The organism is Bacillus sp. RK1064 (assembly GCF_051488405.1).
Taxonomy (GTDB): domain Bacteria; phylum Bacillota; class Bacilli; order Bacillales; family Bacillaceae; genus Bacillus.
Genome location: NZ_JBPSCZ010000001.1, coordinates 2750423 through 2777014, shown reverse-complemented (window position 1 = coordinate 2777014; position 26592 = coordinate 2750423). Strand labels below are relative to the sequence as shown.

The following is a 26592-nucleotide window of genomic DNA, read 5'->3' as shown; positions in this document are numbered from 1 at the left end:
AAAAAGGCCTCCCACACACCTAGCCTAGCTTCGCTAGGTGTGTGGCAATCTTCTTCATGTTCTGGCACGCAGCTGTGAGGAGAACTTGCTCACTCACGTTTTGTTTTCCCCTCAACCGGCAGTAGCGAAGCCCGTGCAGTTGTTTTGAATCTGCAAAGCTTCGCTCTATTTTTTCTTTTCTTTTTTTATATAGCTCTTTTCCAGAGGCAGACAGACGATTTTGTCTGATCTTTTCTTTGTGTTCCTCCCATACATGTCTTGAGATCACTTTTTGATGATTTTTCGATCTTGTACAGCTCTCAAGGAAAGGACACGATACGCATTTTTTAGGGTCTGATTTGTAGAACCTATAACCTTTTCGATCAGTTGTCGTATATAATAGCTTCTCGCCATTTGGGCATATGTAGTGATCAGATTCAGAATCATACTGAAATTTCCACTTCTCAAATAATCCTCTTGTTGGATGAAAGCGTCTATGTGCGATGACACCAAAAATATGGCGATCCGATAAACCTTTACAGATTGAGGTTGTCAAATAACCAGAATCAAGGGCAACAGCTTCTACTTGAAAACCAAATCGGGCGATTTGGTGATCCAATCGATCAAGATACGGAATAGAATCATGGATATTGCCGGACGTGACATGGGCATCCGTGATGATATTGTACTTCATATCCGTTGTACGGTGGTCTAGGTAGAAAAAGCCTTCCGGTTTATTTTCACGATAAAGATAGCCACTCTCAGGGTCAGTCATACTTTGACGAATGTCTTTTTTCGTTTTCACCTCCTCTTTTACCTTTAAGGGCTTTTTTCCGTGTGCCACCCGATCTTCTTGATCGCTTCTTCTAATTCATTTATATAGTTCTGGGTATCTTGTTCAATCGTTTTTCTCGTATATTTATGTTTATTGGCATTGGCTTTAAGATGAGTTGAATCAGTAAAAAGAACGCGGCCTCCTACCATATCATGATTGATGGCTTGAAGCACAATTTCATCAAAAATATCTTGAAAAATCGTTGTATCTTTGAATCGAGTACGACGATTCCAGCTAATGGTCGAGTGATGAGGAACGGGGTCATTGATGTTCAAACCTAAAAACCATCTATACGCCATGTTATAGTAAATTTCTTTTTCAAGTTGTCTTTCAGAACGGATACCGTACAGGTATCCGATAAACATCATTTTGAACAAAATAAGTGGATCAAGAGAAGGGCGACCTTTATTCTCACTATAATACGGTTTTACTTTATCTACGATAAATGAAAAATCAATGTACTGATCAATTTTACGAAGCAGGTGATCCTCTTCGACCAGTTGATCTAGCAATACAAATTCGGCTTCGTGCTGAGAAGAATTTCTAGTGTGGAACATGAGAAAAACACCTTCCTTAAGTGGGTTTTTCTCTATTATAAAATGAGGAGATGGAAAGTTTAAGGAAAAAATAAAGCTGTCGAGATTTTCTCGACAGCCTGAGAAGACTACATGACTGTAGTCTTCTTTTTTTATGATTTGAATGGGGCAGGTTTTTCTTCACTTAATCCAAATCGATGGAGGAGCTCTTCGACAATTCGTCTCGAGGCTTGTCCGTCACCATAAGGGTTAGACGCCTTCGACATATTGTCATACTCTTTCTGATCTACTAGCAGCTCTTTTGCCATTTTGTAAATGGTCTCTTCATCTGTACCTGCAAGCTTAAGCGTGCCGGCTTTCACGCCTTCTGGACGTTCTGTTGTATCACGCAGCACTAATACTGGCTTCCCTAGAGAAGGCGCCTCCTCTTGTACACCGCCAGAATCCGTTAAGATAAAGTGCGAAGCGGCAGCAAAGTTATGGAAATCAACGACTTCAAGCGGTTCAATTAAGTGTACCCGATCGAGACCGCTAAATTCTGTCTGAGCTGCATCACGTACAGCAGGGTTTAAGTGAACAGGATAAACGACCTGAACATCTTCAAACTCTTCTACAACACGTCTAATGGCTCTAAACATGTTTTTCATCGGCTGTCCGAGATTCTCTCTGCGATGGGCCGTTAACAAGATCATTTTATCCGTGCCTATTTTCTCTAAAATAGGGTGCTGATACTGCTCAGTAACCGTTGTTTGCAGGGCGTCAATCGCTGTATTCCCTGTCACACAAATGGTCTCTTCTTTTTTATTTTCAATTAAAAGATTCTGCTTCGCTTCGTCTGTAGGTGCAAAATGAATATCGGCAATAGTGCCTGTCATTTGACGGTTCAATTCCTCTGGGAACGGCGAGTACTTATTGTGTGTTCTCAATCCAGCTTCGACGTGACCGACTGAAATTTGGTGATAAAATGCAGCCAAGCTTCCTGCAAAGGTTGTTGTTGTGTCACCATGGACAAGGACAATATCAGGTTTTTCTTCTAGGAATAATTGATCTAGCTTTAACAGTGCATTTGATGTAATTTCAGATAATGTCTGGCGCTGCTTCATGATGTTTAAATCATGATCTGGCGTAATCGAAAAAGCCTCAAGAACTTGATCAAGCATTTCTCTATGCTGGGCTGTTACAGTGACAATTGAATTTATCTGTGGATGTTTATTTAATTCAAGGACAAGTGGTGCCATTTTGATCGCTTCAGGTCTAGTACCGAAAATAGTCATTACATTTAGTTTTTTCACTTGTTTAATCCTCTTTCCTAGTATAGTACTTTCAATTATACACAATTTGGAGGATAAATTTAATGATATAAAAAAAGAAATTTACATTGAATTAACGTTAAATTTCTCTTTCCTTTACATTTAACATATAAAATATGAATTATCTAAAATTCATTTTAGTGAAATCATTTGTCTTTCCTATGATTTGTAAGTTACACTTTAAACAGACGACCAAGAACAAACATTGAATGATTAAATCGGTTATCTATGTAAGGAAGGTGCAAAGTTCATTGAAAAAAGTACGTAAAGCCATTATACCAGCAGCAGGTCTTGGGACACGTTTCCTCCCTGCAACAAAAGCTATGCCTAAAGAAATGCTGCCAATCGTTGATAAACCAACCATTCAATATATTATTGAAGAAGCTGTTGAATCAGGAATTGAAGACATTATTATCGTCACTGGAAAAGGGAAAAGAGCCATTGAGGATCATTTTGATTTTGCACCAGAGCTAGAGCGCAACCTGGAGGAAAAAGGGAAGAGCGAGCTTTTAGAAAAGGTGAGAAAATCCTCTAACATTGCTGACATTCATTACATACGTCAAAAGGAACCTAAAGGACTTGGACACGCCGTTTGGTGCGCACGCAACTTTATCGGTGATGAACCTTTCGCCGTTTTATTAGGTGATGACATTGTTCAAGCCGAAACACCTGGACTTCGCCAGCTGATGGATGAATACGAAAAAACGCTTTCCTCTGTGATCGGTGTTCAGCAGGTGGCAGACAGCGATACGCATCGCTACGGAATCATCGACCCTCTGACACAAGAAGGACGCCGCTACCAAGTGAAAAACTTTGTTGAAAAGCCGCCGCAAGGAACAGCACCATCCAATCTCGCCATCTTAGGGCGATACATTTTCACACCAGAGATCTTTATGTACCTTGATCAGCAAGAAATTGGTGCAGGCGGAGAAATTCAACTGACAGATGCCATCCAAAAGCTGAATGACATTCAGCGCGTATTCGCCTATGATTTCGAAGGAAAACGATACGATGTCGGTGAAAAGCAAGGCTTCATCGAGACGACTCTAGAGTTCGCCCTTCAAGATGAGGATCTGAAAAAGAAACTCATTCCATTTATGAAACAGCTTCTCGAAAAAGAAGAAGTGAATTAAAAAAAGCTGCCGGGATCGGCAGCTTTTTATTTGATCACTGAAATCGTCAGTGTATGCTGTTCATTATCAATGACAAACAAGTTGTTTTCGCCCTTCACTGCGAATTTCGTTTGTTTCTCATTCATCCAAACGTTCTGTTCTGTCAGCCCAAGTGTTGAAGGAGAGATTGACATGATCTCACGGAATACCATCGTATTCGCTTGACCATTTTGAATGACATAGTCGGCTTTCTCTGTGGTCAATCGTTCAATCATTCCGCCTTGATTACTTTTGATCGAGCTCAGCGTTTGCATTCTTTGCTTAAGCACAGATTCTTCTTTTCCAAGGAAAGAAAGTAAATACTCATACGAGCCTGCAGATGCGGGCGATACATAGGAATTGAACTGACCTGGTCCAATGGATAATGACTTTAATTCTTCTGCATGTTGAAGCCCATCAGCTTTGACAAAATACGTCTCTGATGCTGTTTTGATTTGAACGGTTTGTTTATTTTCAGCGACAGCTTGTACCTCTTGTCCAAATGGCAAAGTGACATCTGCCTTCTTTTTCATGGCTTGATCTTTGTACACCGTGAGTGGATCTGCCGTGACAATTGCCTGTCGATCCACCTTTTTCATATCAGGCGCCCCTTTCGATAGCGGGTTCTTTGACTGAAGCGATTCTGTCTTATCTGATGGGATGGCGCCAAACGTCGCCAGTGTACGAAGCGGGCGATCCGAAAACATCGATAAGGCAAGTAAAATAGTTAAAACAGCTATTATCGTCACTTGAAAGGCTGGTCCAAAAAATGAACGTCGTTTTCCGTTCTCATCATATCGAGACATCTTTTCTGTCTTTTTTTGTACGCCTTTACGCCCTTCTTTGTGTTTCAATTGATATTCTTTTTTTTCTTTTTTAGAAAGCTTGTTAAACCATTCAACAAACTCCTTATACTCTTTCACGACCTTCTTCGTATCATCAAACATACGAAGCTCACCATAATGCATCCAAGCCACCCGGTCACAGATTTTTTGAATTTGGCTAATGGAATGGCTGACAAAAAAGATCGTCTTCCCTTGTTCTTTGAATTCTGTGATTCGATCCACGCATTTTTGATAGAAGGTTTGGTCACCAACAGACAATGCTTCATCAATAATCAAGATATCTGGATCGATATGCGCTGAAATGGCGAAGCCAAGGCGTGATTTCATTCCGCTTGAGTAGCTCTTTACAGGCTGATCAATAAAGTCACCAATATCCGCAAACTCTACGATTTTTTCATAAAGCTCGTCTATCTCTTTATTCGTCAGCCCCATCATTAAGCACTTGAGGCGAATGTTGTCCTTCCCGCTTAATTGGTTGTTCAGCCCTGCCGCAATGGCAATTAACGAAGGCTGTCCGTCCATATCAATTTCACCACTTGTCGGTGGAATGATTTTCGCTAGAAGGTTTGACATCGTTGATTTTCCAGATCCGTTGATCCCTACAAAACCAATCGTCTCGCCTTCATATACATCAAAGGACACATCACGAACAGCAAAGAAACCTTTTTCATTTTTATTAGGAAAAAACAGCCCTTTAATCTTATCTGACTGTTTTTTATATAGGACGTATTGCTTGGATACGTTTCGAAACGAAACTTTTAGTTTCATCGTATAATCTCCTTACTTTTTAAAGAAAATCGACAAATTTATCCCTAAATTTCATATGAAGCAATGAACCGACTGTTAAAAGAAGAAGCGTGATCAGCCAAAAATAAAGCGTATATTTCACATCATGGAAGAACCATTCTCCCTTTAACAAGCTATTTCTAAAACCATCAATAATGTAGAAAAGAGGATTCAATCTTAATATATCCCCGATCCAAGCTTTGTCTCCAGTGAGCTTCTCTGAGATATTCCAAAAAATCGGCAGCAAAAAGAAAAGTAAACGTGTCACTGATTGTAAAAGAAATTGATAGTCTCTCACGAGTACGCTAATCGTGGAATTAAACAAACTAAACGAAAACATAAACGCGATCATACAAATAAGATAGTATATATATTGCAGCCAGTGCGCATCAGGATATATGCCATAGGAAATGAGCACAATCAGATAGACACCCATCATGACAAAGTAGCTGAACAAGTTGGACATTATCACTACAGACGGCAGCGCACTAATCGGAAAGTTCATTTTCGATACCATATTAATGCGTTTAAACACACTGTTTGATCCATCAAGTATCGTCGGACTAATGAAGAACCAAGGGATTAATCCGGCAAGCATCCAGATGATAAATGGAACTTCCATCCCTCCAATGACAATTGGCTGTCCTCCGCGAATTCCCAGACCAAAAACAAACCAGTAAGCCAGCATTTGAATCAATGGATTTAAAAACTGCCATAAAACACCTAAATAATTCATCTGATATTTTGATTTTGTTTCATAAACAGCAAGTCGCATAATCAGCGGAAATGAGCTAATTTGCTCCTTTAATATCGTCAACATTGCGTTCATTCTAATCTTCCTTAGATATAAGTTTTTGGGATTACTTTTTTAAAAAGCACCGCTCATAATTGTAACAGATAACGATGCACATTTCACCTTATAACAAAAGTCATGCACGTCAAACTAGAAGACAAAAAACCCCTGAATCCTTTCAATCGTTGATTCAGGGGGTCCTAACATATTAGATAATTTGATGTTCTTTTAAGAAATCCGTAATTCTTTTCGTATTCTGATTATCGTTAAAGCTGTTGATTTTCAGATATTTTTCTTTATATTCATCTTCCACAACATACTGACGATCGATCGCATGTTTAACAATCCGAATCAGCTCTTGTGTATTATATGCTATCGGTCCTGGTGCATTTTCATCGTTTACAGGAGGAATCGCCTTATACTGTCTAATCAAGTAATCTTTTTCTTCCCAATAAAAAATAGGATAGGCACCTCTATATTGTGCATCATAAATAGCAGAAGAATAATCAGTGATAAACACTTTTGACACTTTTAGCGCTTCCGATGGGTTATCAGAAATAAGATGTTTATACTGAGGCAGGTTTTGATAAACGTACTGCGAAAATTTGTTATGCGGTACAATTAACAGACGATCAAGAAGACCTGCTTCTTCAAAGCTTTTGATGATTTTGATCAGAACTTTATAGTAAGATGTTTCTTCAATTCTATTCGTATAAATAAGACCCTCTTCCCAATATCGGTAAGTTGGCATAAAGGCGATCTTATCTGCACCGTCTACTAATTTGGCATGATCAAAGGTTGCTAGCCCTGTCAAAATCAAATCCTCACGATCATATTTCATTTTGTAGAATTCACCAGCCTCTAGTTCAGAGCTGATGACTGATTTATAAATATTATATTGGTTCTTGTCTTTATGGAATCCAAAGGCCATTGGATTATCAACCGGTTTAGCAAACATAATTCCATGCTGTAAAAAGACGAGTGGAACACTCATGATTCTCTCTCTGAGATGATCAATATATAATCTATCATTCAGAACATGGTTAGATAATTCACTTGATATAAAATAACTGGCATTAAAGATACTTAAATAATGTCTGAGACTATATTTCGGTATGATCCCCTTTCCATATTTCGCTTTCAATGCTGGATATGCGCTTGATTTCTTATTAAGAATAAAGTAATTTTTTGAGCCTGTTTGACAATTGTCTTGTACGTAGTTATACACTCTAATAGCTGATTCATCTGCTTTATCACTCTTTTTCTCAAAAAACAAATTCACACCATAATTTTTGTCTTTATAGAATGATGATAGGATACTCGCTATTTTTATTTTCACTTTACTAAATAAAGAATATTCCTGTGAATAAGGAATAATGGTCGATGTCACATTCCCAAATAGATTTGTTCTTAGTACTTGAAGCTTGTCCCCATTCTTTTTCGTGATATATGTTTTGACCTTTTTATCCTTTTTTTTCAACCTTAAACTATGGATAATTCGGTGATCATTTCCTACGAACAAGTTATTGTGGATTCTGCTGTCTAAATCAAGATCATTTAACGAAATTTTAAAGAAACCGTATCTTTTCAAGAATTTAATCTTCCTAAATGGTCTTATAAATTTCGCCAGCTGGTGCTCAGAATTTCTAATGTAAAGATATTCATATTTTTGATCTGAATTATACGCATAATGCGTCAATCTTCCATAAACATAAAAACTATTAAACAAACTAAAGATGCGTAATCTCGACGTATGTTTTGTAACGAGATATGGGTTTCCTCTTACTAAGTAAACGCCATTCGTTCTGACATAGATGTAATATCTTTGTTTATTAATCACCAAGATATTGAGAATATTGTCATCTTTGAACTGCTCCAAGGTATCTTTACCAAAAACTTTAAGCGGCTGATATCTAGGAACGAGTCTAAAGTTGACGATTTTCTTTTGATCCGTCACTTTATTTAAAATTTTGATTTGATTACGATTATTCACAGTCACTTCAATATCTTTATGTTCCTGCATCACATCAAACAAAATTTTCCTTACATTTAGTTCCTTATTCTGACAATCATAGGTAATAACAAAGTGGAAAGCACTGTATTTAATAAAGGAGATATCCACAAATCGTCTACCTACCTTTTTAATGGGCAAATCTATTTTATAATTCCGATTGATCTCATCTACATTCAGCAGCCCTGAAAATAATAACAGTTCCTCTTCGCCGCTGTATAAGCCATAGCGATCTAACCCTAATTGCTTGACATAGATATCATCAAATTGATTATTAATTTCAATGGGAAGTACTTGATCTGGCTGGATCATGTCTGAGCTTTCTTTGACAATATATAAGTTATGATCCTTAGCATAGAGATAGATCATTTCATTAGAATTGTCTATTGTGGATTCAAAAATCATCTGATCCTTTACATTAATTTCGCAAATCCACTTTGATTCATTTACATTTAGCTCTTTAAATTCATAAGTGCACAATTTCTCTATGTTATCAATATATAAAACTAACTTGTGTTCATCTAAATTAAGAATTTCTAAGAAATTATGATAAAGTTTGTACATTGAAGCACCTCTATATTATTTTCAGCAAATTTACATTACCGGATAATCTTATCTAAATTTAGCATGTTTAATGTTAAATTTCTATGTTTTTTTATTTTTACCATAACTTTTAAATATGTGTACAATGGTATGAAAAACACAAAAAAGTACCGTTCAAAAGGCGAAGAACGGTACTTTTTAAACTATTTTTCAGAAAACACTACTTCCGCCACACGCTTCGAAGACTCCCCGCTCTCTAGATAGCAGAATTTTTCATAAAACGGTGCGAATGAAGCCGGTAGTGTAAAGGTTGGCTGTTCTGTTTCTCTTACCCAGTCAATGACGCTGGCTGTTTCTTTCACAAGAGGTCCAGGTGCTTCTTGTTCAAAGTCGAAGTAGAAGCCTCTCAGCTTGTCACGATATGTTTCGATGTCTGGCACATAGAACAGCATCGGACGTTTAAGGTTTGCATAATCAAAGAACACAGATGAGTAGTCAGTGATGAGCAGATCAGATATCATATACAGGTCTCTAATGTCTTCGTAATGAGAGAAGTCATAGGCAAAGCCTTCATATGGTCCTAAATCAAAGTTTTCAGCGACTAGATAGTGCATACGCAAAATGATGATATATTCGTCTCCGATAGCGGCTCTTAGCTCATGCAGATCAAGGTCTAAATCAAATTTGTACTGCCCTTTTTTATAAAATTGATCGTCTCTCCATGTCGGTGCGTATAAGATCAATTTTTTATCAAGCGGCAAGTTCATTTTTTGTTTGAGTACTCTCATCGTTTCTTCATTGTTTTGATTATGAAGGAAGTCATTTCTCGGATATCCTGACTCAATCATGGTCTTTTGAAATTGGAATGCACGTGTAAAGATTTCAGTCGAGTAAGCATTTGGAGAAATGAGATAGTCCCAATTCGATGCTTCTTTCGTGAAATTCTTTTTGTATTTCTTCGTGTTTGTTCCAGGCATATGCACCTCGTCCATATCCATCGCAAGTCGTTTTAACGGCGTACCGTGCCATGTCTGCAAGTATGTTGTATGCTCTGGTTTTGGAATCCATAGCGGCAAACGGCTGTTGACGACCCAATACTCGGCTCTTGCCATCGCAAAAATCCATTTCAATGATAGACGGTTGATATAGTAGATGTCCTTTTCCTTGAACGGTGCTTCATGCCCTTTTTTCACACTCCAGATCAACGTATATTCAGGATGATTTTCTTTCATATACTCATAGATCCCACGCGGATTACAGCTGAATTGTTTTCCATTAAAGCTTTCAAAAACAACCGTTTTCTTTTTCACAGACAGCTTACTTGCCAGCTGAAAGGTCGTTTGGAAGGTCCTTGTTACAAGGCGGTTACGGACTTTTTTTATTTTGCCGATTTTCTTTTTGAACTTCTTCCACTTGCTTTTGACGTAGTACTTCGCTCGTGTTTTCATTGTATAATCATTAATTCGAATGCCAAGCGTTTGTCTTTTTTTCTTTCGATACACCTCATATCGAATCGGTACATCGTTTCGTTTATGAATTTGAACAAGTCCTTTGAGTTTGTTCGAGCGATCTCCAAGCACTAAAGAAGCGGTCGTTAACGTCTCCTCTACTCCATCTACATCACAAATAAATTCAAGATAGAAGCGATATACAAGGCGGTTGTTTAACGAATAGGTCAATTCCTTTAAAGGAACTTCTGCTAGAAATTGATAAAGCTGTGGTACTTGTTGATCATCACGGTATTTGACCACTTCATCTTTTATTGGGGTCATATTTACCGGAAAGCGATGCTCAATTGGTTCTTCACCATTTCTCTTCAATAGAAGCTTTACTTCTTTGATCTCATAAGGATGCTCTGCACTGAGAACGCCTGTATACCCAGTTAAAGATAACGTACATTCTTTGTTGAGCTCGATATGATTGAACTTCACAACCTTTAGCTCACGCTTGATTTTAAACGATGCATTCCCTTTATCCGTACGATACGGGATGACATACAGCATCGCATCTTTATTTTCTAAAAAAGTCAGCTCTGGCTTGTCTATTTCCATTTTTAAACGACGTTTATAGTATGGCGTCTTCTCTTCTACTTCGGCGTTATCCGTTTCTTTTAATTCGTCTTCCTCTTCTTCTGTATCAGAATCATAGGCTGAGTCCTCAAGCTCGTCTTCATCCTCTTCTTTGTTTGCGCTGAGATAGTCTGTGACATACAGGTTATATGTCTGGCCCTGCTCTAATGCAAGCGGCAGCGATGATTCACTCAATACGAACTTGAATAGATTCTCTTCTTGATGAACAAGCGGAAGGAAAAGCTCTTGTTTTGATACCCTTTCCCTCATAAACAAATAAAATTCTCTATCTTTTAATGGCATGTCATCGTCGATGCGAATAAGCATTTCTAGTTTCTCATGATGATTTTTTAACCCTTCAACGACACTCTTCTTATGAATTCCCTCTTCAATCATTAATCGTTAATCTCCTCTGTTCAGAAATCTTACCGTTGTGTTGTCACGTTATTTCACTTTCCAAGAATAGTTTCCTTGTTTCGTTTGATACGACCACCCATCGATTGACGATGGTTTATTGGTGAGCAGCTCTCCCTCTACTTCTAGACGCTGCAAAACTTCCTGAAGTTCTTCTGTTTTAAAACGAATGTAAAAATCAACGTATTTTGTTTGGTTGGTTTCAATGTTTTTCTTTGTTTGAAAATGACCAATTGGAAAGCTGACTTGATGGTTTTCATCGATTGTTTGAGATATGATTTCAGCTCCATTGCCTCGATCATATCCTGCGAAATCGATTTGCACATGATCCGCATGGCTCATTTCGTCCTTCAACTCAAGCTGAAGATGAAGAACATGATGTTCAGAGCTTAGATCACGCAAAACCCATTTCGTACGGTCCACGATCCTTCTCAGTTCATCTTTTCGCTCACGATTTTCGAGCATATGATGAAGTGCTGTATTCCAAAGAGACATTTCATCAGAAGGCACAAGATAAAAATAGGTTTGTTCTCCCAATACCTTCTCAACATCTACCTTATGCTTAGTATCTCCAAAGAAGACGGCATCCACTTGCTGTTTTCTTATTCGTTTAAATAATTCTCCGTAATGAGAATAGAGTTGATGAGGATCTTCTTCATAATGTGCGTCATGTACAAATGCAGCGTAATACGTTGTTTCAGGCTGATCGATTTTAAACAGGTGGCGGTCCTGATCCCGGTCTTCTGTGATCATTAGTTTCAAACGGTCATTTTGTGTTTGAATACTGGATAACCATAGTTGCTTTATATCCGTTTTCTTTGTAAAAGTTTGAATTCCTGTTTATACCAATTAATATGCCGAACTGGATTCTTTTTTGCATCTCCTGAGTAGATGATCTCCATATAAATGCCGCCATCGTCATTGATTAGTTCCTCCAAGTATAGAGCACCTGTATGAGGAACAAAGCTTTGTACTCTGCACAAAACGCCCTGCCAATTGTATTCTTCCCTCTTCACTAATTGCTGCTCTTCATTATATTGATCAATATAACAAATAGGGGAAGAAGGCAGTTCATATCTCGTCACCTGTATCATTGATTCATCTACTGGCATCACTGCTTCATTGATCGAATGAAATGATGTACCGATGATAAATTCCGAGTAACGTCTTTTACTTCCGCTTTCTGGTAGAATATAGTGTTCAAATACATTCAAGATGTCAACTTGGCGAAGAAAGGTCTCCTCCATGCTATGAATATGTTCTTTCACATTTGCATCATAATTCAAAGTTAAAATGGCATTACGTTTATGTTTGTCAGCCAATGGCTTTAATCTCGCTTTTAAAGACTTCGTTGAGCTCTCATCCTGTTTTGGTACATCACCCATGATAAAGTAGTAGTCCATATCAGGCATGTCAACTGATGTCATTGTTTCATGTTGTTGAGGTTGATCCAATGTGTGTTCAACTTTTTTCTTCATCCAATTTTGAAACAAAGGAAGCTCTCCTTAAAAATAATGATAACTTGCTCATTGTATTTTACATGAAAAAGTACTTCTCACCAAAAGATAAGAAGTACTTTTTTTCGATCTATTAAAGTCCAGCAATTTCTTCCTTAATTTGTGTTGTCGAGATGCCTTCTGTTCTCTTCAAGTACACGACTTCGCAATGCTCTTTTAAGAAATCGAATTTACCTTCCCAGTCATCTCCCATGACAAACACATCAATATCGTGCTCCTGCACGTCACGGACTTTTTGATCCCAGCTGTTTTCTGGAATGACTTCGTCTACATAACGAATCGTTTCAAGAATCAGCTTTCGATGCTCGTAGCTATGATAAGCCTTTTTTGATTTTTGTAAGTTAAACTCATCTGTCGAAATGGCCACCACTAAGTAATCTCCAAGCTGCTTTGCACGTTCGAGCAGCTTAATGTGCCCCCAGTGTAATAAATCAAATGTACCGTAAGTAATAACTTTCTTCATTGCAAACATGAACTCCTTTCTTCATTCCTTATTCAACTGCTTTCATGCAGTAATGTTTATCCGTAATCCTATTATCATCGTTCGTATTTTTTCGCTCTTCGGAACCTCATTATATCACAGCGCCCATCAAACGTTAAGCAGATGTAAAGACAAACTATTTCCAATTTATTGGGCGGAGAAGGGAAAGTCCGAAGAATCAATGTTTCTCGCAGCATCCTCCTTATGAATTGATGAAAATGTCATGAAATTTAAAGGTTTGTAAAGTTATTGTTAATATTTCATGGAGCATCTGTGATAAAATGATGAGTAGACGAAGAATGAATTTACAATGAACGTTCATAGATAACAAGATGAAAAAGGAGGTCTATACAATGCAAACAGAAGTGGTCTCTAACCTTTCTTATGTAAACGGCGACCTAGATGAATTTATCAGCTATATGAATCACCATCATATTTCTCAAAGAAGAGGCGCCATGATTGCGACTGTCAATCCAGAGATTGGCTATGCTGTTATGAAGGATCATGTGTACCATCAAGTCGTCTCTTCTGCGGATTATGTTCTGCCGGATGGTGTAGGCGTCGTCTTGATGTCACGTTTGACACAAAGTCCGCTGAAGTCAAGAATTGCTGGCTTTGATGTCTTCATGTCTATGCTTGATCTAGCAAACAAGCAGTCTAAAAGTATCTTTTTATATGGGGCGAAAAAAGAAGTGCTTGAGGCTGTTAAACAGCGAATTGATACGGAATATCCAAATGTGGTCATCGCGGGCAGCTGTGACGGCTATCAAGCCGATAAACGTTTCGTAGCGAAGCAAATCGCCCGCTCGAAAGCAGATATGGTGTTCGTTGCTTTAGGTTATCCAAATCAGGAGAACTTTATTTATGAATACCGTCATTTATTCCCGCAGGCTGTTTGCATCGGTTTAGGCGGAAGCTTTGATGTATTTAGCGGAACGGTGAAGCGTGCACCACGATGGATGATTAAGACAAATACAGAATGGCTGTACAGACTGATTGTGAATCCGTGGAGATGGAAACGAATGCTGAACATTCCTAAATACGCTTTTGCCGTATTGAAAGAAAACAAAGGGAAAAAACGTTACTATCCTGAGCAAGTAAAGGATCAGACGAAGCAGCTGTGAGAGACTGACCAATGATGAATATACGCTCAATGATCATTTCATGCTATGCAGCTTTCGTTTCTTTAATTGGATGGCTGATGAGCGGCGTGAAACCGCGTGAAAACCAGGTGACGCTGCTTGTTTCATTTCAAGAGAATGCAGCTGCTCTCATTGATACTTATCAACAACAGGCGAACATGACGATGAAGCTTACTGTCCTCTATACGAAGCATGCTTCTGCGATAGAAAAGGACGGGTCTCATCTGTCATTTCGCTATTTTCATGAAAAAAATCCTCTCCATCTCATTCAATGTATTTATACGATGTTTAAAAGCAAGGTTGTCGTGACAGATAATTACTTTCTCATGACAAGTGTACTCAGAAAACGCCCTTCTACCACATGTATTCAAGTATGGCATGCCAATGGGGCGTTGAAAAAATTCGGTCTTGAAGATGCATCAAATTCGGAACGAAGTCCCCGTGATATCAAACGCTTCAAACGAGTCTATGCGTCTTTCGATTATATCGTTACAGGCTCAGATCACATGCGCGAGATTTTTAAGTCTTCGTTTGGGGTCAATGATGAACGTTTTTTACCAACAGGTGTACCGATGACGGATGTGTACTATGATCAGTGCCTGCCTTCCTTGAGGCCGAATGATTTTCCTAAAGGGAAAAAGCTCCTGCTTTATGCACCGACCTATCGAGACTTTGCAATGGACGATCTTGTCCTGCCTTTTTCAAAAGAGCAATTGCAAACAGAGCTAAATGGAGACTATATTCTGCTCGTCAAGCTTCATCCTTCGGTCAAACATTTAGCAAAGGCGGAAACAGACGGTGAATGGATATTTGATGTGTCCGATCAGCCGCTCTATCCATTGCTTTGTACTTGCGATGTACTGATGACAGATTATTCGTCGATTGTGTTTGAATATGCGCTGCTTGAAAAGCCTGTTTTGTTCTTCACTTATGACTTAGACACTTATCGAGCGAAACGCGGCTTAGTCGATCGGTATGAGGACATCATTCCTGGAAAGGCTTGCGTCACTCAAGACATGCTCTTGAAGGAGCTGCTTCATCTAAACGAATCAGATCACAGAGAACGAATCAAAACCTTCGCTGAGGAATGGAACCAATATTCAAAGGGCGAGTCTAGTCAGCAGCTCCTATCATTTATTGAACAGCAGCTCTTACACAAAAAACGTCCGGCTTCTCATTAGGAAGCACGGACGTTTTTTTATTTGTTATAAACCGGGATGTCGTAATACAGCGTATAGTTATCAAGTAAGTTATACAAGCTATACATACGAGTGACTTGCTTATAAGCCCAGCCAATATCTGTTGCATATTGATGAGTCGCTGCACTAGACCAGCGCATTTTATAAATCGTATCTTGCTTGTATGTGGCGTGATTAATATAGCTGTTGCCAATGAATTTTGCCCCGCCAATAATCGCTGCCTCTGGCGTGAACCATTGCTGTTCATACGCATACTTTGCACCGAGGTAATTCGGATTGCTGTCGTATGCGCCAATGCCATACATGTTATATACTTTCTTCCCATTAAACATCGTACCATTCGCTAAAATCGAACTTCCGTTACCCGTTTCAAGCAACGCATGAGAAATGAGATAAATTTCGTTGATATGATACGTTTTCGCTGCCGTAATAAAGGCTTGTCCTTTACCTGCAAGAATCCCTTTGCCTGCTAGAATCTTGGAATTGACTTCTGCCGGATTGAGATTCGCAGCTTCAGAGAGTTTCAGAAATTGAAAATAAGATTGAGTGCCCTCAGCAATATTGGCTGGGTCTACATATTTTTGCACCTCTGCTGAACTTGCATTTCTCCAGCCCAAGCTGATCTTGATCCAGTTTCCTTCTTTCCCAAGCTGTCTTACTTTTGTTCCTTTGTTCAACTGCGCCACGATGTTGCTCGCAGAGCTCGAATCAGGTGTAGAACGAACATTTAAGCCGTCTGTATTCACAGTTGACGTCGCCGGGTCTACATATGCTGCATAGACATAGGCTGCACCGTCTGTCTGTGGTGACACCTTCATTTGCTTGTTCACCATCTCATTGACAGTGAGGTTGTAGTTCGTTTGCATGACCATTGGGCCATTTTTGATTTTTACAGCTGTGGCTGTCCAGCCATATTGGCTTTTCACAAAGGCAATCGCCGCATTTACAGTTGGTAATCCTGTGAATTGCTGCGTAATGTTGATTTTGTAGGTTGGTTTCGTTGTTGTTTTATAAGCAGCTGGTTCATTCCGTTTTTTGAAAAATGCCAGGCCTTGGTTGCGCAATGCAGCTGTGGAAATAACACCAGTTTTAATCTGATATTGACCATAATCAGTTGTACCTGTTTTTTGTGCAGCTGCTTTCATTTTTTGTTTCGTTAAATAGCTTAGCGCTTGATTCAGTTTTGTCTGATTCACCGTCGGCTCTGTCGTGATCCGGTATTGCTTAACCGCTTCTGTCAGCGTTTTTGTACTGCTGGCAACGCCATTTTTCTTGATAATCTCTTGAGCCTGTTTGACTTTACTTTGCTCATATACAGGTGTTGTCTTGAGACTATACGTTTTGCTGACAGCTTGTCCCTTACCTGTTGTGATGCTGCTTGTCACCTTCTGCGTTTTTAAATATGCGGCACCTTTATTCATTTTCGCTTGGTCTGCTGATTGATTGACGACAAGTCGATACGTGCTGTCAGATACCTTACCTGTTTTTTTCGTTGTCGTATATACCTTTTTCTTTTGGAAGAAAGCCGCTGCTTTTTTCGCTTGAACATCTCCTAATAGGTTTCCAGTCACTACTTGATATGGCTGTGTAGAAGAGATCTTTTTGGATGTGTAGCGCCATTTCTTTTTCTTGAAAAAGGCTACCGTTTTTCCGTATGCTGTATCGTTCAGTTGATTGAGTTTCACGATATAATTTTTTGTTTTTCCCACTCGCTGCACAGTCCCTGCAGCGCCGGTTTGTTTCTTGATCTGAGCCGCAGCTGAGGATGCTTGTTTGTTGTCTTTGAAATAGCCTGATTCCAAGCGATAAACATTTTTTAAAGCGCCTGTCTTTTGAATCTTCCCGCTGATCTTTGCTTCTCTTTGCAGCTGGGTAAGGAGCGTCTGTGCTTTTGACTGGCTGGCTTGTGCAGCTGATGTGACGATGTAATATGGCTTGCCTGCTGTCACCGTTTGAAGCACTGCTTTTAAACCAGACTCCTTTTGAAAGCCTTGCAGGATGGTATTCGCTTTACTTTGTCCAACGATACCGCCTGAAATCAGCTGATACACAGTGCCAGCTTTGTTTTCAGTTTGGTATGTACTGGTGACACCGGCCTGCTTTTGTAATTCGGTTTGAATATTTTTGACTTTCGTTTCAGAATCAATGGTTCCTGATATGACCTGATAAAAAGGTCTGCTTTGATTGATAACTTCATAGGTGCTATTGAGCCCTGATGTTTTCGTTAGCTCGAGCGAGAGCTTTTTTGCCTGAGCTTCATCATTGACTGGGTCAGATACGACTTTTTGTAAAGGAAGGCGGTCACCTACTGGAGACACCGTACCGCTCATGCCCGTCTCTTTTTTTAATGCAGCTGCACTTGCACTCGCTGCTGTTTGCGACTCATATCCTGAGGCAGTGAGCTGATAGGTCGACGTGTTTCCTGAGGTTTGATAAGTGGCTGTCCACTTTTTGTCCTTCTTCAATGTTTCCACTGCTTTTTTCACTTCTGATTCTGCTGTAAATACCTTTGAGGTGTTCATCGTATAAATGGATTGATCGACATAGGAGGCTGCTTGCGCTTCTTTGCCCGTCTGTACTGTCATACCAAAGGCAGCTGCGAGTAACATAATCTTGATGGTTTTTTTCACGTTCCCTGTCCCTCTCTTAACTTTGCATAATAGTCTACTAATCTCTTTATCGACAAAAACAAGTACTCTTTCAAGTCATTTATGCAATAGAAAAATAGAGGACCCCTTCGAAGTCCTCTTTTCCTTTATATATGCGACACAATCAGTTCACAAGTTCCTTCAATTGAGAAGCTCCCTGTTTCAGCCGGCAGGATAAAATGAGTTCCTTTAGGCAGTGGATATGTATGTCCATCATGCGTTAAAGACCCTTCTCCATGAATTACACTGCACAGCAAAAACGGATATTCTTGCGAAAGCTCTACTGTTTGATCAATTTCCCATTTATACACAGAGAAATACTCTGCTTCAACAAAAGTTCGAATGGTCAGCCCACGGCGTGTTTCAACTGATTCATCTGTATAACCGTCTACATGAGGAACCGTTGTGACATCAATGGCTTGCACAAAATGAAGTTCACGTTCATTGCCATCCTGATCTTTTCGTTCATAATCATATACCCGATAGGTTGTATCTGAGCTTTGCTGCGTTTCAAGGACAAGCGTTCCTTCGCAGAGCGCATGAATGGTTCCGCTTGGCACATAATAAAAATCACCAGGCTTAATCTTCACACGACGCAAAAGACCTTCCCAATCTCCACTGTTCATCATGGTCACAAGCTCAGTTCTTGTTCTTGCATTGTGCCCATAGATCATTTCTGCTCCTTCTTTGCAGTCAATGATATACCAGCACTCTGTTTTTCCAAGCTCGCCATTTTCATGTCTTTCCGCATAATCATCATCCGGATGAACTTGAACGGACAAGTCTTGGTTTGCATCTAAAATTTTGGTTAACAGCGGGAATCGATCGCCTTCTATTCCCCCGAACAATTCTCTGTGATTGTCCCATAGTTCGATCAGCGTTTTCCCTTTATATGGACCGTCTTGCACGACACTTGGTCCGTTTGGATGAGCAGAAATTGCCCAGCATTCTCCCGTTTGATCAGAAGGAATATCATAGCCAAATTGATCCCTTAAGGCTGTACCTCCCCATATTCTCTCCTTCAATTCAGGCAGTAAAAAAATTGGTGACTGCTTCATTCAGGATGACTCCTCCCTTTGCTACCCTTTGATAATCCTTGCCAAGCTTGATGAAAACTAGCAAGTCTCAACTTTTATTATGACGCTATCTAAAGAGAAGTCAATCCTTTCAGTACACCAAATGAAAACGATAACACAAAAATATTTCATCCTTTGACAGAGCCTGCGAGAAGCCCTTTGACAAAGTATTTTCCGAGCAGAATATAGACCAAAAGTGTCGGCAGTGCGGCCAATATCGCCCCTGCCATTTGGACGTTCCATTGCACAATTTGACTGCCTGATAGATTTTGCAAGGCGACCATCACCGGCTGATGCTCCGCAGTGGTCATCGTGACTGCAAATAAGAACTCATTCCACACATTTGTGAACTGCCAAATGGCGACCACAACAAACCCTGTGATCGAAAGCGGAAGAATCATATGTCTGAAAATCCCGATAAACCCTGCGCCATCCATTTTTGCCGATTCAATCATTTCATCAGGGATGCCCACATAGAAGTTTCGGAACATGAGCGTTGTGATCGGGAGTCCATATACGACATGGACAAGCACCAGACCTGGAATCGAATTATACAATCCGATTTCACGCAAAAATTGAATGAGTGGTATGAGGATACTTTGATATGGAATAAACATCCCAAACAGCATCAGCGTAAAGACCACTTCTGACCCTTTGAAACGCCATTTTGATAGGACATAGCCATTCATCGCTCCTAGTACAGCTGACAATAAGGTAGCCGGAATGACAAGATAAAGTGAATTCATTAAATTGGGCGCTAGCTTTTCAAATGCGATTTGATAGCTTGAAAAATCGAGTGTTGATGGCAGCGCCCACATTTTCTCAAGGGTCACTTCACCTAATGGCTTCAAGCTTGTGACGAGCATGACATAGACTGGCATCAGAAAAAAAAGACTGCACAAAATCAATAAAGCATAAAGGACTGGACGGACAAACCATCTAGCTGTCATGATGACGCCCCCTTCCGGCTCGACAGGAGATACGGCACGATAAAGACCGCAACAGAGATCAGCATAACAATCGCAATGGCGGCACCGCCTGCATAATGGTTTCCTCTAAAGGTCATTTCAAACATGTAAACGCCAGGAACATCTGTGACAAAGTTTGCACCCGGTCCTGTCATCGAGTAAATCAAATCGAAAATCTTTAACGAAATATGAGCCATGATGATAATGACACTTGCAGTAATCGGTTTTAATAGAGGAAAAATAATCTTCCGGTAAATCTGCCATTCAGTTGCGCCATCCATTCTAGCAGCCTCTCTTACTTCCTCTGGAATTCCTCTCAAACCCGCCAAATACATCGCTAGAGAGAAGCCAGTCATCTGCCAAACAGCTGCAATCACGACTGCAATCATTGCGGCAGGGACACCAAACTCAATTTTCCCCCAGACAAATCCGGCTAAAATGTTCGTATCCGTGTACCACTTAGGCTGAATACCAAGCGTTTTTAAAAACAGATTCACCCCAGTGGACGGGTTTAAAACCCATTGCCAGACGACCCCTGTCACAACGAAGGAAAGGGCCATCGGAAAGAAAAATAAATTCCGAAATAGAGATTCACCCTTGATCTTCTGATCTAGTAAAATCGCAAGTGCAAGTCCAGAGGCAATGACGGCTCCAATAAAGAATAGAGTAAAAAAGACCGTATTTCGAAGATCTGACTGAAAGCGGAAATCTTGAAACAGCATGATATAGTTTTGAAGACCTGCAAAAGAGAAATTCGGAACAAGCGAGGTCCATTTTGATAATGACACATACCCTGTCCAGCCAATAAAGCCGTAAACAAAGATGAATAATAAAACAGCCGACGGGGCTAAAAATAGCAGCGCAAGCAGCTGATCCCCATTCCATTTTTTCCGAACACGTTTGACTTTAGGTGTTGCTGCTTTTGTGATCGGCGATGTGTCCATGCGCATGAAGCTACACTCCTTTTCAAAAAAGAGGCGGTGCTTAGCCGCCGCCTCCTCGTCTTTATTTCATTGAATCTTTTAAAGATGAAACAAACTGGCTGCTGTCTTTTTGCGTGACGAAGATATTTACGGCTTGATTCGCTTTTGTCACAAACCCTTCTTCAGCAGCTGAACCATGTGCGAGAGACGGCGCCAGCTTTGATTCTTTAAATGCTTTCATCGCCGATTTTCCGTATTCATCATATTTTGAGACATCTGCATCTACACGTGCCGGTATCGACCCCTTCAGCGGATTAAATGCATCCTGTCCTTCGACAGATCCTAAAACAGATAAGAATTTCTTCACGTTTTCTGGCTGTTTCACGCCCTTTGGCAGTCCGAATGTATCGGTGATCACCATAAAGCTTCCCTCTGTTCCAGGAGTCGCCGCGTATCCAAAGTCTTCATTCACCTTCAGATCGAGATCATTCACAAAGTACCCCTTCGCCCAGTCGCCCATGACATTCATTGCTGCTTCTCCTTTTGCCACGAGCTGCGAGGCATCCTGCCAGTTACGTGAGCTGTGGTCATCATTGACATATTCAAGCATACGTCCAAAGATGTCTGCCGCTTCCTTCACTTTTGCGTCATCCATTTTCATGTCGCCAGCCCAAAGTTTTTGATATCCGTCAGCGCCTAAAACGCCGAGCAGCACACTCTCAAACAAATGCGTCGCTGCCCAAGGCTCTTTATCACCAAGTGCAAGCGGTGTAATGCCTTTTTTCTTTAAGGCATCTGCTGTTTTGAAAAATTCATCAAAGGTCGTTGGCGGCTCTAAGCCTGCATCATCAAATACCTTCTTGTTATACCAAAGCACATTGCCTCGGTGAATATTCACTGGTACTGAATAGATTTTCCCATCTTTGCTGACAAGGTCGATGAGTGATTCCGGAAATTTGTCCTTCCAGCCTTCTTTTTCATATAGATCATCCAGCGGCTCCATTTTGCCTGCTGCGACCCAGCTCTCATTCAGCTCCGCTCCGCCATGTACTTGGAACGTAGCTGGCGGGTCATTCCCTTGCATCCGGCTAGTCAGAACAGCCTTTGCATTTGTACCAGCACCACCTGCGACGGCTGCATTTTCAATTGGGATGTCTTTATTTTTCTCTTCAAACAATTGAATGAGTGCTTTCAGTCCGTCCTCCTCACCTGCTCCAGTCCACCAAGAGAAAATGTCTAGTTTCTCTGCTCCGCCCTCTTTTTTTGCATCTGAGTTGGTCGATGAACTACAGGCAGTGACGATAAGCATACAGAGCGCTAACAGCGTAAAACCTAATTTGAACTTCATGATTGATCCCCCATCCCTATTTTGTAAGCGTTATCAAAATAAGTATAATGGCAGATCCTCGCTTTTTTTCAGCAAACTTCTTCACTTTTTTATGAAATTCTTCACTTTTTTACGGTTTGTTTTCGATATTCCTTCGGTGAACAGCCGACCATCTTCTTAAACACACGGCTGACGTAATTGGGGTCTGTATATCCTGCCTGATAGGTAATTTCTTTTAAACTAAGCGAGCTGTCTTTGAGAAGTTTTTTGATTTTATCCAGCCGGCAGGTTGTCACATACTCTTTAAATGTCAGCCCTGTCTCGTCTTTAAAGCGCTTTGTGAAATAGGTTGGACTTAAATCAACATAGGCGGCAGTCTGCTCAAGCGTGATCTGTTCACAAAAATGCGTTTTGATGTAGCGTTTTGCCCGCTCAATGTCATTCACGGTCTGGGTTCTCGCTTCATACACATCAAATAAATGTTCACAGCACTCACGGCATTCAGCTGCGGTGCTGATCGTTAATATTGGCCAGTCTGCTCGGAGCCGTGATTTAAATAAAATCAGCAGCTCTTTTAGTTGTGAAATGGTCGCTCCCTCCAGTTCAAAGGCATCGAATAAAGCCAGCGCATCCTCTCTTCTCCCTTCTTCCAGTGCCTGCATCATATCGTCTGCAAGCTCCGGCAGATGGATCAATGGATGGGACTGTTCTTCTGTTTGGTAAAAACCATAACGAACAACGCCGGGACTCTTTTTCCGCTGATAATAGGAAAGCTTCGCCTCTGCTGCACTTTTCTGAAGATAAAGCGGGTTTGAGACCGGGTGTCCCATGCCAACGACAGGTGAAGGCTGATCGTTTGTTGTGGCAGTTCGAATCGCATGCAGCACATCTGCCTTTAACTGACCAGGCGCTTGGTGGCGATAAATGAGACATGTAAACAGCTCACCACTCACCTGAATCGGTACCGTATGAAAAAGGGGAGATGTCTGTAAATCAATCAACAGCTGATCCCCGATTGTCCGCTGAACAGCGATGACAAGACCTGCTTCATATTCGTGAAACATTTGTTGAAACTCCATGGAGGTATAAGACTGACCATTTATGACATGAGCTTCGAGCCACTTTGACTGCTGACCGGCCGCCACCGCCTGCCGCTGAGACGCCTCCTGCTGAATCTCTGCCGCAACCGTTCGAATGGCGGCGATGGTTTCATCTTTGTCAGCCGGTTTAACGAGATATTGCTTCACCCCTTCCTGCATCGCTTGCTTGGCATAATCGAACGTATCGTACGCTGTCAGCATAATGAATTTTGTATGAGGACTGCTCGCTTTGATCTGCTTGATCGCTGTCAATCCGTCCATTCCAGGCATCTGAATATCCATGAGCACAAGATGAACGGGCTCAGTTCGCACGAATTCAACCGCCTTCTTTCCATTTTCAGCTTCTCCTGATATATGACACTCTGGAAGCCAATCGGTCATGAATTTCCGCATCGCTAGTCGTTCTATTTTTTCATCATCCACAATCAGCACGTTCAGCATGCCGATCCCTCCTTCATCGGAATAGCCAATTGAATGGTGGTGCCTTCGTTTGGCTTTGAGTCAATTTGCAGGGCATCTTTTACCCCGTAAAACAAATGCAGCCTTGACATCACATTTCGAAGACCGATCCCTGTCGAGTGCCCTTTACTTAAGGTGTTTGGACTTTCCTCTTCTTTTTCTGATAGCAATCTCCTTATCTCTTGTTCATTGATCCCCATCCCATTGTCCCGAATCCGAATCATCACATAGCCGCCTTCTTGATAGATCGAGAGTTCGACAAGCCCGTCTTCCTCCTTTGGTTCAACGCCATGAATAAAGGCATTTTCGACAAGCGGCTGTAAGGTGAGACTTGGGATATGTACAGATAAACATGATTCATCTATGGTCGTTTTGCATGTAATACGATCGGCAAATCTTGTTTCTTGTATATGAAAATATTCTTTGACCACTTTTACTTCTTGCTCCAACGTAACAGATGCACTGAGAGCTGACAGCGAATACCGCATCAACGTGGAAACGGATTGGATCAACCTCGATGTGGCATCCGCTGATTCTAAGTAAGCCATGCGTGAGACGATGTTTAATGTATTAAATAAAAAATGTGGATTCATTTGGTTTTGCAGCGTTTTCAGCTTCATGTCTTTGATTTTTTGATCTAAGGCTGCCTTTTGTTTCATCTCTTCAATCATCATTTTCATCTCTTGACGCATTCGCTGAAAGGCCTCATTTAATACAGAAATTTCATCCTTTGAGGTGACATGCAAGTCCGCTCCATCAAAATTCCCTTCTGATACTTCCTTTACGCTTCGAGACAGATGGACGATCGGCCTTGATATCCCTCCAGCAATCATATACGCCATCCATAATGCGACCCCAATGGACAGCGTAAACAAACATAAGGTAAAGAGTGCATAGGTTTGGTGTCTTTTTTGCAGAGATTGATAGAGTACTTGATACTCAGACAATTCATCATCAAGCAGGGTCATCGTTTGCTCTTGTATGTAGGAGGAGACGGTTCTCACCTCCTTTACACTTGCTGCATATTCTTTGATTTTCCCTTCTTTTACATGTGTCATGGTCGCATCACTTTCATTGATGAGCGTCCGCATCATATATTGGTATTTTTCAATAGAAGGAATCGCCGCATGAAGCCCGGCATCCTTTCGCAATGCCTGATCATAGGATTTCATTTTCTGTTTTGAGGCCAGATATTCTTTGGCAAACTGCCGATCCTTTTCAATCGCATACGCATTGACCTTTTCATACATCGTTTTTGCCTCTGTCGATATATCATTGAGCAGGAGAAAGGAACGAAAGCTTCTGCTATATTCTGATGTGATGTTCGAGCTGCTCCAATAGACGAAAAAAGCGGCCACGTTGCCAAGGAGCACAAGGATTAAAAATGCCAATAACAGCTTACTTCGAATCCTTCTCATGGCTGCACACCCTGCTTTCTGTCTGTTTGCTGCAGAGGCAGATCCTCGCGCCGAATCACACTCGTTCCTGTGTACTGGAGTGGTTCTTCTTTTTCACCTTTCTGCAAACGTACAAGCGATTCCACTGCTTGATAGCCCATTTCATAAGGATGCTGAACAACCACTGCATCAATCTTTCCATCATCGAGCGCCTGAATCGTATCTGGCAATGTGTCAAATGCGAGCACATAAAAATCTGTGGACGATCGATATTGTGCTGTTGCTTGAATGATGCCTGCACCATCTAATGCACTCGTGCCGTAAAATGCGGTGAGCTTCGCATGATCGTTTAATAGTTTATACGCGGCACCGGAGGCCCCTGACTTCGTAATGGCTGATTCTTCTATTCCAGCAATATGAATACGTTTTTCAGCGGCGACGGCATCTCGAAATCCTTTGACACGCTGCTTTTGATGAACGGCATCAAGCCTGCCTGTGACAATTCCTACATACTGTTCGCCTTTTGTATCTGCGATGAGTGCCTGTCCTGCGATAAAGCCTGAATAATAATTGTCCGTGCCTACATACACTTGACGCTTGCTCCCCTCTGCATCCGTATCGACGGTGACAACATCAATGCCTTTTTCCCTCGCCTTCTGAAAAAGCGGTTTGTATTTTTTCGCATCAAGTCCCTGCGTCATAATGCCATCGACATGCCCTGCGATCGCCATATCAATGGTTTTCAGATGATCGTCTATATCTGCTTGCTTCGGACCCAAATATTCTAGATACACGCGATGAACGGCTGCCGCATCAGCAGCTCCCCTTTGTACCAGCTGCCAATATTCATTATCAAGTTCCTCCGGTACAAGGACAAAGTGATATTGATAGGTTGATGACGCTTTTTCGGAAGCGCTTTCAATTTTAAATAAATCTTGACCTAATAATGTTAAAAAAATAACAGATACGACACAAAAAGTGAGAAAGGCGCCCATCCCGATCCACTTTAATCTTTTCACCACATCCTCCCCCTTTCAAATATTGCGCATAAAAAAAGAGCTGCTTATAAGCATACTCTCTCGA

The 26592-nt window shown here is 40.8% G+C and carries 20 protein-coding genes; 3 read left to right on the top strand and 17 right to left on the bottom strand.

Going from position 1 to position 26592, the window contains the following annotated elements; translation table 11 throughout:
- Positions 1 to 19: 19 nt before the first annotated feature.
- Positions 20 to 1371 (bottom strand): IS1182 family transposase gene (locus ACSSTM_RS14165; protein WP_376745198.1). Its coding sequence is split into 2 segments (ribosomal slippage): positions 20 to 834 and positions 834 to 1371, totalling 1353 coding nucleotides; the frame shifts between segments, so codons are not numbered across the junction.
- Positions 1372 to 1502: 131 nt separating this feature from the next.
- Positions 1503 to 2642, bottom strand: coding sequence for a non-hydrolyzing UDP-N-acetylglucosamine 2-epimerase (gene wecB, locus ACSSTM_RS14160; RefSeq protein WP_095285720.1), 1140 nt, complete (start codon positions 2640 to 2642; stop codon positions 1503 to 1505).
- 269 nt (positions 2643 to 2911) lie between these two features.
- Here wecB and galU point away from each other — a divergent pair, with 269 nt between their 5' ends.
- Complete coding sequence (galU, locus tag ACSSTM_RS14155) at positions 2912 to 3793, top strand: UTP--glucose-1-phosphate uridylyltransferase GalU (RefSeq protein WP_034660174.1); 882 nt, start codon at positions 2912 to 2914, stop codon at positions 3791 to 3793.
- Between the two features lie 26 nt (positions 3794 to 3819).
- On the opposite strand, the gene tagH is transcribed toward galU, so the two are convergent.
- From tagH to tagD, 7 genes are all read right to left on the bottom strand, one after another.
- Entirely contained in the window at positions 3820 to 5424 is a 1605-nt protein-coding gene (gene tagH, locus ACSSTM_RS14150) for a teichoic acids export ABC transporter ATP-binding subunit TagH (RefSeq protein WP_106038248.1), read from the bottom strand.
- A gap of 19 nt (positions 5425 to 5443) precedes the next feature.
- Positions 5444 to 6271 carry an ABC transporter permease gene (locus ACSSTM_RS14145; RefSeq protein ID WP_060597419.1) on the bottom strand — a complete coding sequence of 276 codons (828 nt, stop codon included), beginning with the start codon at positions 6269 to 6271 and terminating at the stop codon, positions 5444 to 5446.
- A gap of 172 nt (positions 6272 to 6443) precedes the next feature.
- Positions 6444 to 8810, bottom strand: a complete 2367-nt coding sequence (locus ACSSTM_RS14140) for a CDP-glycerol glycerophosphotransferase family protein (protein WP_095285718.1) — start codon at positions 8808 to 8810, stop codon at positions 6444 to 6446.
- Between the two features lie 182 nt (positions 8811 to 8992).
- The gene (locus tag ACSSTM_RS14135; protein WP_095285717.1) at positions 8993 to 11254 is read right to left on the bottom strand and encodes a CDP-glycerol glycerophosphotransferase family protein; all 2262 of its coding nucleotides are present in this window, start codon (positions 11252 to 11254) and stop codon (positions 8993 to 8995) included.
- A gap of 48 nt (positions 11255 to 11302) precedes the next feature.
- Positions 11303 to 12034: a hypothetical protein gene (locus ACSSTM_RS14130; protein WP_437404212.1), complete on the bottom strand. Its 732-nt coding sequence runs from the start codon at positions 12032 to 12034 to the stop codon at positions 11303 to 11305.
- Positions 12035 to 12075: 41 nt separating this feature from the next.
- A complete protein-coding gene (locus ACSSTM_RS14125; RefSeq protein WP_437404211.1) occupies positions 12076 to 12765 on the bottom strand; it encodes an alpha-glucosyltransferase N-terminal domain-containing protein in 690 nt (229 codons plus the stop codon).
- Positions 12766 to 12862: 97 nt separating this feature from the next.
- Positions 12863 to 13252: a glycerol-3-phosphate cytidylyltransferase gene (gene tagD / locus ACSSTM_RS14120; protein WP_008343212.1), complete on the bottom strand. Its 390-nt coding sequence runs from the start codon at positions 13250 to 13252 to the stop codon at positions 12863 to 12865.
- A gap of 371 nt (positions 13253 to 13623) precedes the next feature.
- On the opposite strand from tagD, the gene ACSSTM_RS14115 reads away from it, so the two are divergent.
- Entirely contained in the window at positions 13624 to 14394 is a 771-nt protein-coding gene (locus ACSSTM_RS14115; RefSeq protein WP_095285715.1) for a WecB/TagA/CpsF family glycosyltransferase, read from the top strand.
- A gap of 11 nt (positions 14395 to 14405) precedes the next feature.
- A complete protein-coding gene (locus tag ACSSTM_RS14110) occupies positions 14406 to 15593 on the top strand; it encodes a CDP-glycerol glycerophosphotransferase family protein (protein WP_095285714.1) in 1188 nt (395 codons plus the stop codon).
- Positions 15594 to 15610: 17 nt separating this feature from the next.
- On the opposite strand, the gene ACSSTM_RS14105 is transcribed toward ACSSTM_RS14110, so the two are convergent.
- From ACSSTM_RS14105 to ACSSTM_RS14070, 8 genes are all read right to left on the bottom strand, one after another.
- Positions 15611 to 18241, bottom strand: a complete 2631-nt coding sequence (locus ACSSTM_RS14105) for a glucosaminidase domain-containing protein (protein ID WP_309416111.1) — start codon at positions 18239 to 18241, stop codon at positions 15611 to 15613.
- A 125-nt stretch (positions 18242 to 18366) separates the two neighbouring features.
- On the bottom strand, positions 18367 to 19317 hold the full coding sequence (gene manA, locus ACSSTM_RS14100; RefSeq protein ID WP_342689856.1) for a mannose-6-phosphate isomerase, class I: 951 nt from the start codon (positions 19315 to 19317) through the stop codon (positions 18367 to 18369).
- 146 nt (positions 19318 to 19463) lie between these two features.
- Positions 19464 to 20285: a carbohydrate ABC transporter permease gene (locus ACSSTM_RS14095; RefSeq protein ID WP_106038253.1), complete on the bottom strand. Its 822-nt coding sequence runs from the start codon at positions 20283 to 20285 to the stop codon at positions 19464 to 19466.
- A complete protein-coding gene (locus ACSSTM_RS14090; protein ID WP_437404210.1) occupies positions 20282 to 21253 on the bottom strand; it encodes a carbohydrate ABC transporter permease in 972 nt (323 codons plus the stop codon). The genes ACSSTM_RS14095 and ACSSTM_RS14090 overlap by 4 nt, the downstream gene beginning before the upstream one ends.
- A 55-nt stretch (positions 21254 to 21308) precedes the next feature.
- Positions 21309 to 22574 (bottom strand): ABC transporter substrate-binding protein, encoded by a 1266-nt coding sequence (locus ACSSTM_RS14085; RefSeq protein ID WP_034660188.1) that lies wholly within the window; start codon positions 22572 to 22574, stop codon positions 21309 to 21311.
- A gap of 101 nt (positions 22575 to 22675) precedes the next feature.
- Positions 22676 to 24094, bottom strand: coding sequence for a response regulator transcription factor (locus tag ACSSTM_RS14080; protein ID WP_095285710.1), 1419 nt, complete (start codon positions 24092 to 24094; stop codon positions 22676 to 22678).
- Complete coding sequence (locus ACSSTM_RS14075) at positions 24088 to 25530, bottom strand: sensor histidine kinase (protein ID WP_095285709.1); 1443 nt, start codon at positions 25528 to 25530, stop codon at positions 24088 to 24090. The genes ACSSTM_RS14080 and ACSSTM_RS14075 overlap by 7 nt, the downstream gene beginning before the upstream one ends.
- Entirely contained in the window at positions 25527 to 26504 is a 978-nt protein-coding gene (locus tag ACSSTM_RS14070) for a sugar-binding protein (RefSeq protein ID WP_095285745.1), read from the bottom strand. Before ACSSTM_RS14070 ends, ACSSTM_RS14075 begins: the two co-directional genes overlap by 4 nt.
- Between the last annotated feature and the right edge of the window lie 88 nt (positions 26505 to 26592).

What these genes read in the sequence shown, in the direction of transcription:
- tagH (WP_106038248.1), bottom strand. Translation starts at nt 5,424, where the DNA reads ATGAAACTAAAAGTTTCGTTTCGAAACGTATCCAAGCAATACGTCCTA.
- ACSSTM_RS14145 (WP_060597419.1), bottom strand. Translation starts at nt 6,271, where the DNA reads ATGAACGCAATGTTGACGATATTAAAGGAGCAAATTAGCTCATTTCCG.
- ACSSTM_RS14140 (WP_095285718.1), bottom strand. Translation starts at nt 8,810, where the DNA reads ATGTACAAACTTTATCATAATTTCTTAGAAATTCTTAATTTAGATGAA.
- ACSSTM_RS14135 (WP_095285717.1), bottom strand. Translation starts at nt 11,254, where the DNA reads ATGATTGAAGAGGGAATTCATAAGAAGAGTGTCGTTGAAGGGTTAAAA.
- tagD (WP_008343212.1), bottom strand. Translation starts at nt 13,252, where the DNA reads ATGAAGAAAGTTATTACTTACGGTACATTTGATTTATTACACTGGGGG.
- ACSSTM_RS14115 (WP_095285715.1), top strand. Translation starts at nt 13,624, where the DNA reads ATGCAAACAGAAGTGGTCTCTAACCTTTCTTATGTAAACGGCGACCTA.
- ACSSTM_RS14110 (WP_095285714.1), top strand. Translation starts at nt 14,406, where the DNA reads ATGATGAATATACGCTCAATGATCATTTCATGCTATGCAGCTTTCGTT.
- manA (WP_342689856.1), bottom strand. Translation starts at nt 19,317, where the DNA reads ATGAAGCAGTCACCAATTTTTTTACTGCCTGAATTGAAGGAGAGAATA.
- ACSSTM_RS14095 (WP_106038253.1), bottom strand. Translation starts at nt 20,285, where the DNA reads ATGACAGCTAGATGGTTTGTCCGTCCAGTCCTTTATGCTTTATTGATT.
- ACSSTM_RS14090 (WP_437404210.1), bottom strand. Translation starts at nt 21,253, where the DNA reads ATGCGCATGGACACATCGCCGATCACAAAAGCAGCAACACCTAAAGTC.
- ACSSTM_RS14085 (WP_034660188.1), bottom strand. Translation starts at nt 22,574, where the DNA reads ATGAAGTTCAAATTAGGTTTTACGCTGTTAGCGCTCTGTATGCTTATC.
- ACSSTM_RS14080 (WP_095285710.1), bottom strand. Translation starts at nt 24,094, where the DNA reads ATGCTGAACGTGCTGATTGTGGATGATGAAAAAATAGAACGACTAGCG.
- ACSSTM_RS14075 (WP_095285709.1), bottom strand. Translation starts at nt 25,530, where the DNA reads ATGAGAAGGATTCGAAGTAAGCTGTTATTGGCATTTTTAATCCTTGTG.
- ACSSTM_RS14070 (WP_095285745.1), bottom strand. Translation starts at nt 26,504, where the DNA reads ATGGGCGCCTTTCTCACTTTTTGTGTCGTATCTGTTATTTTTTTAACA.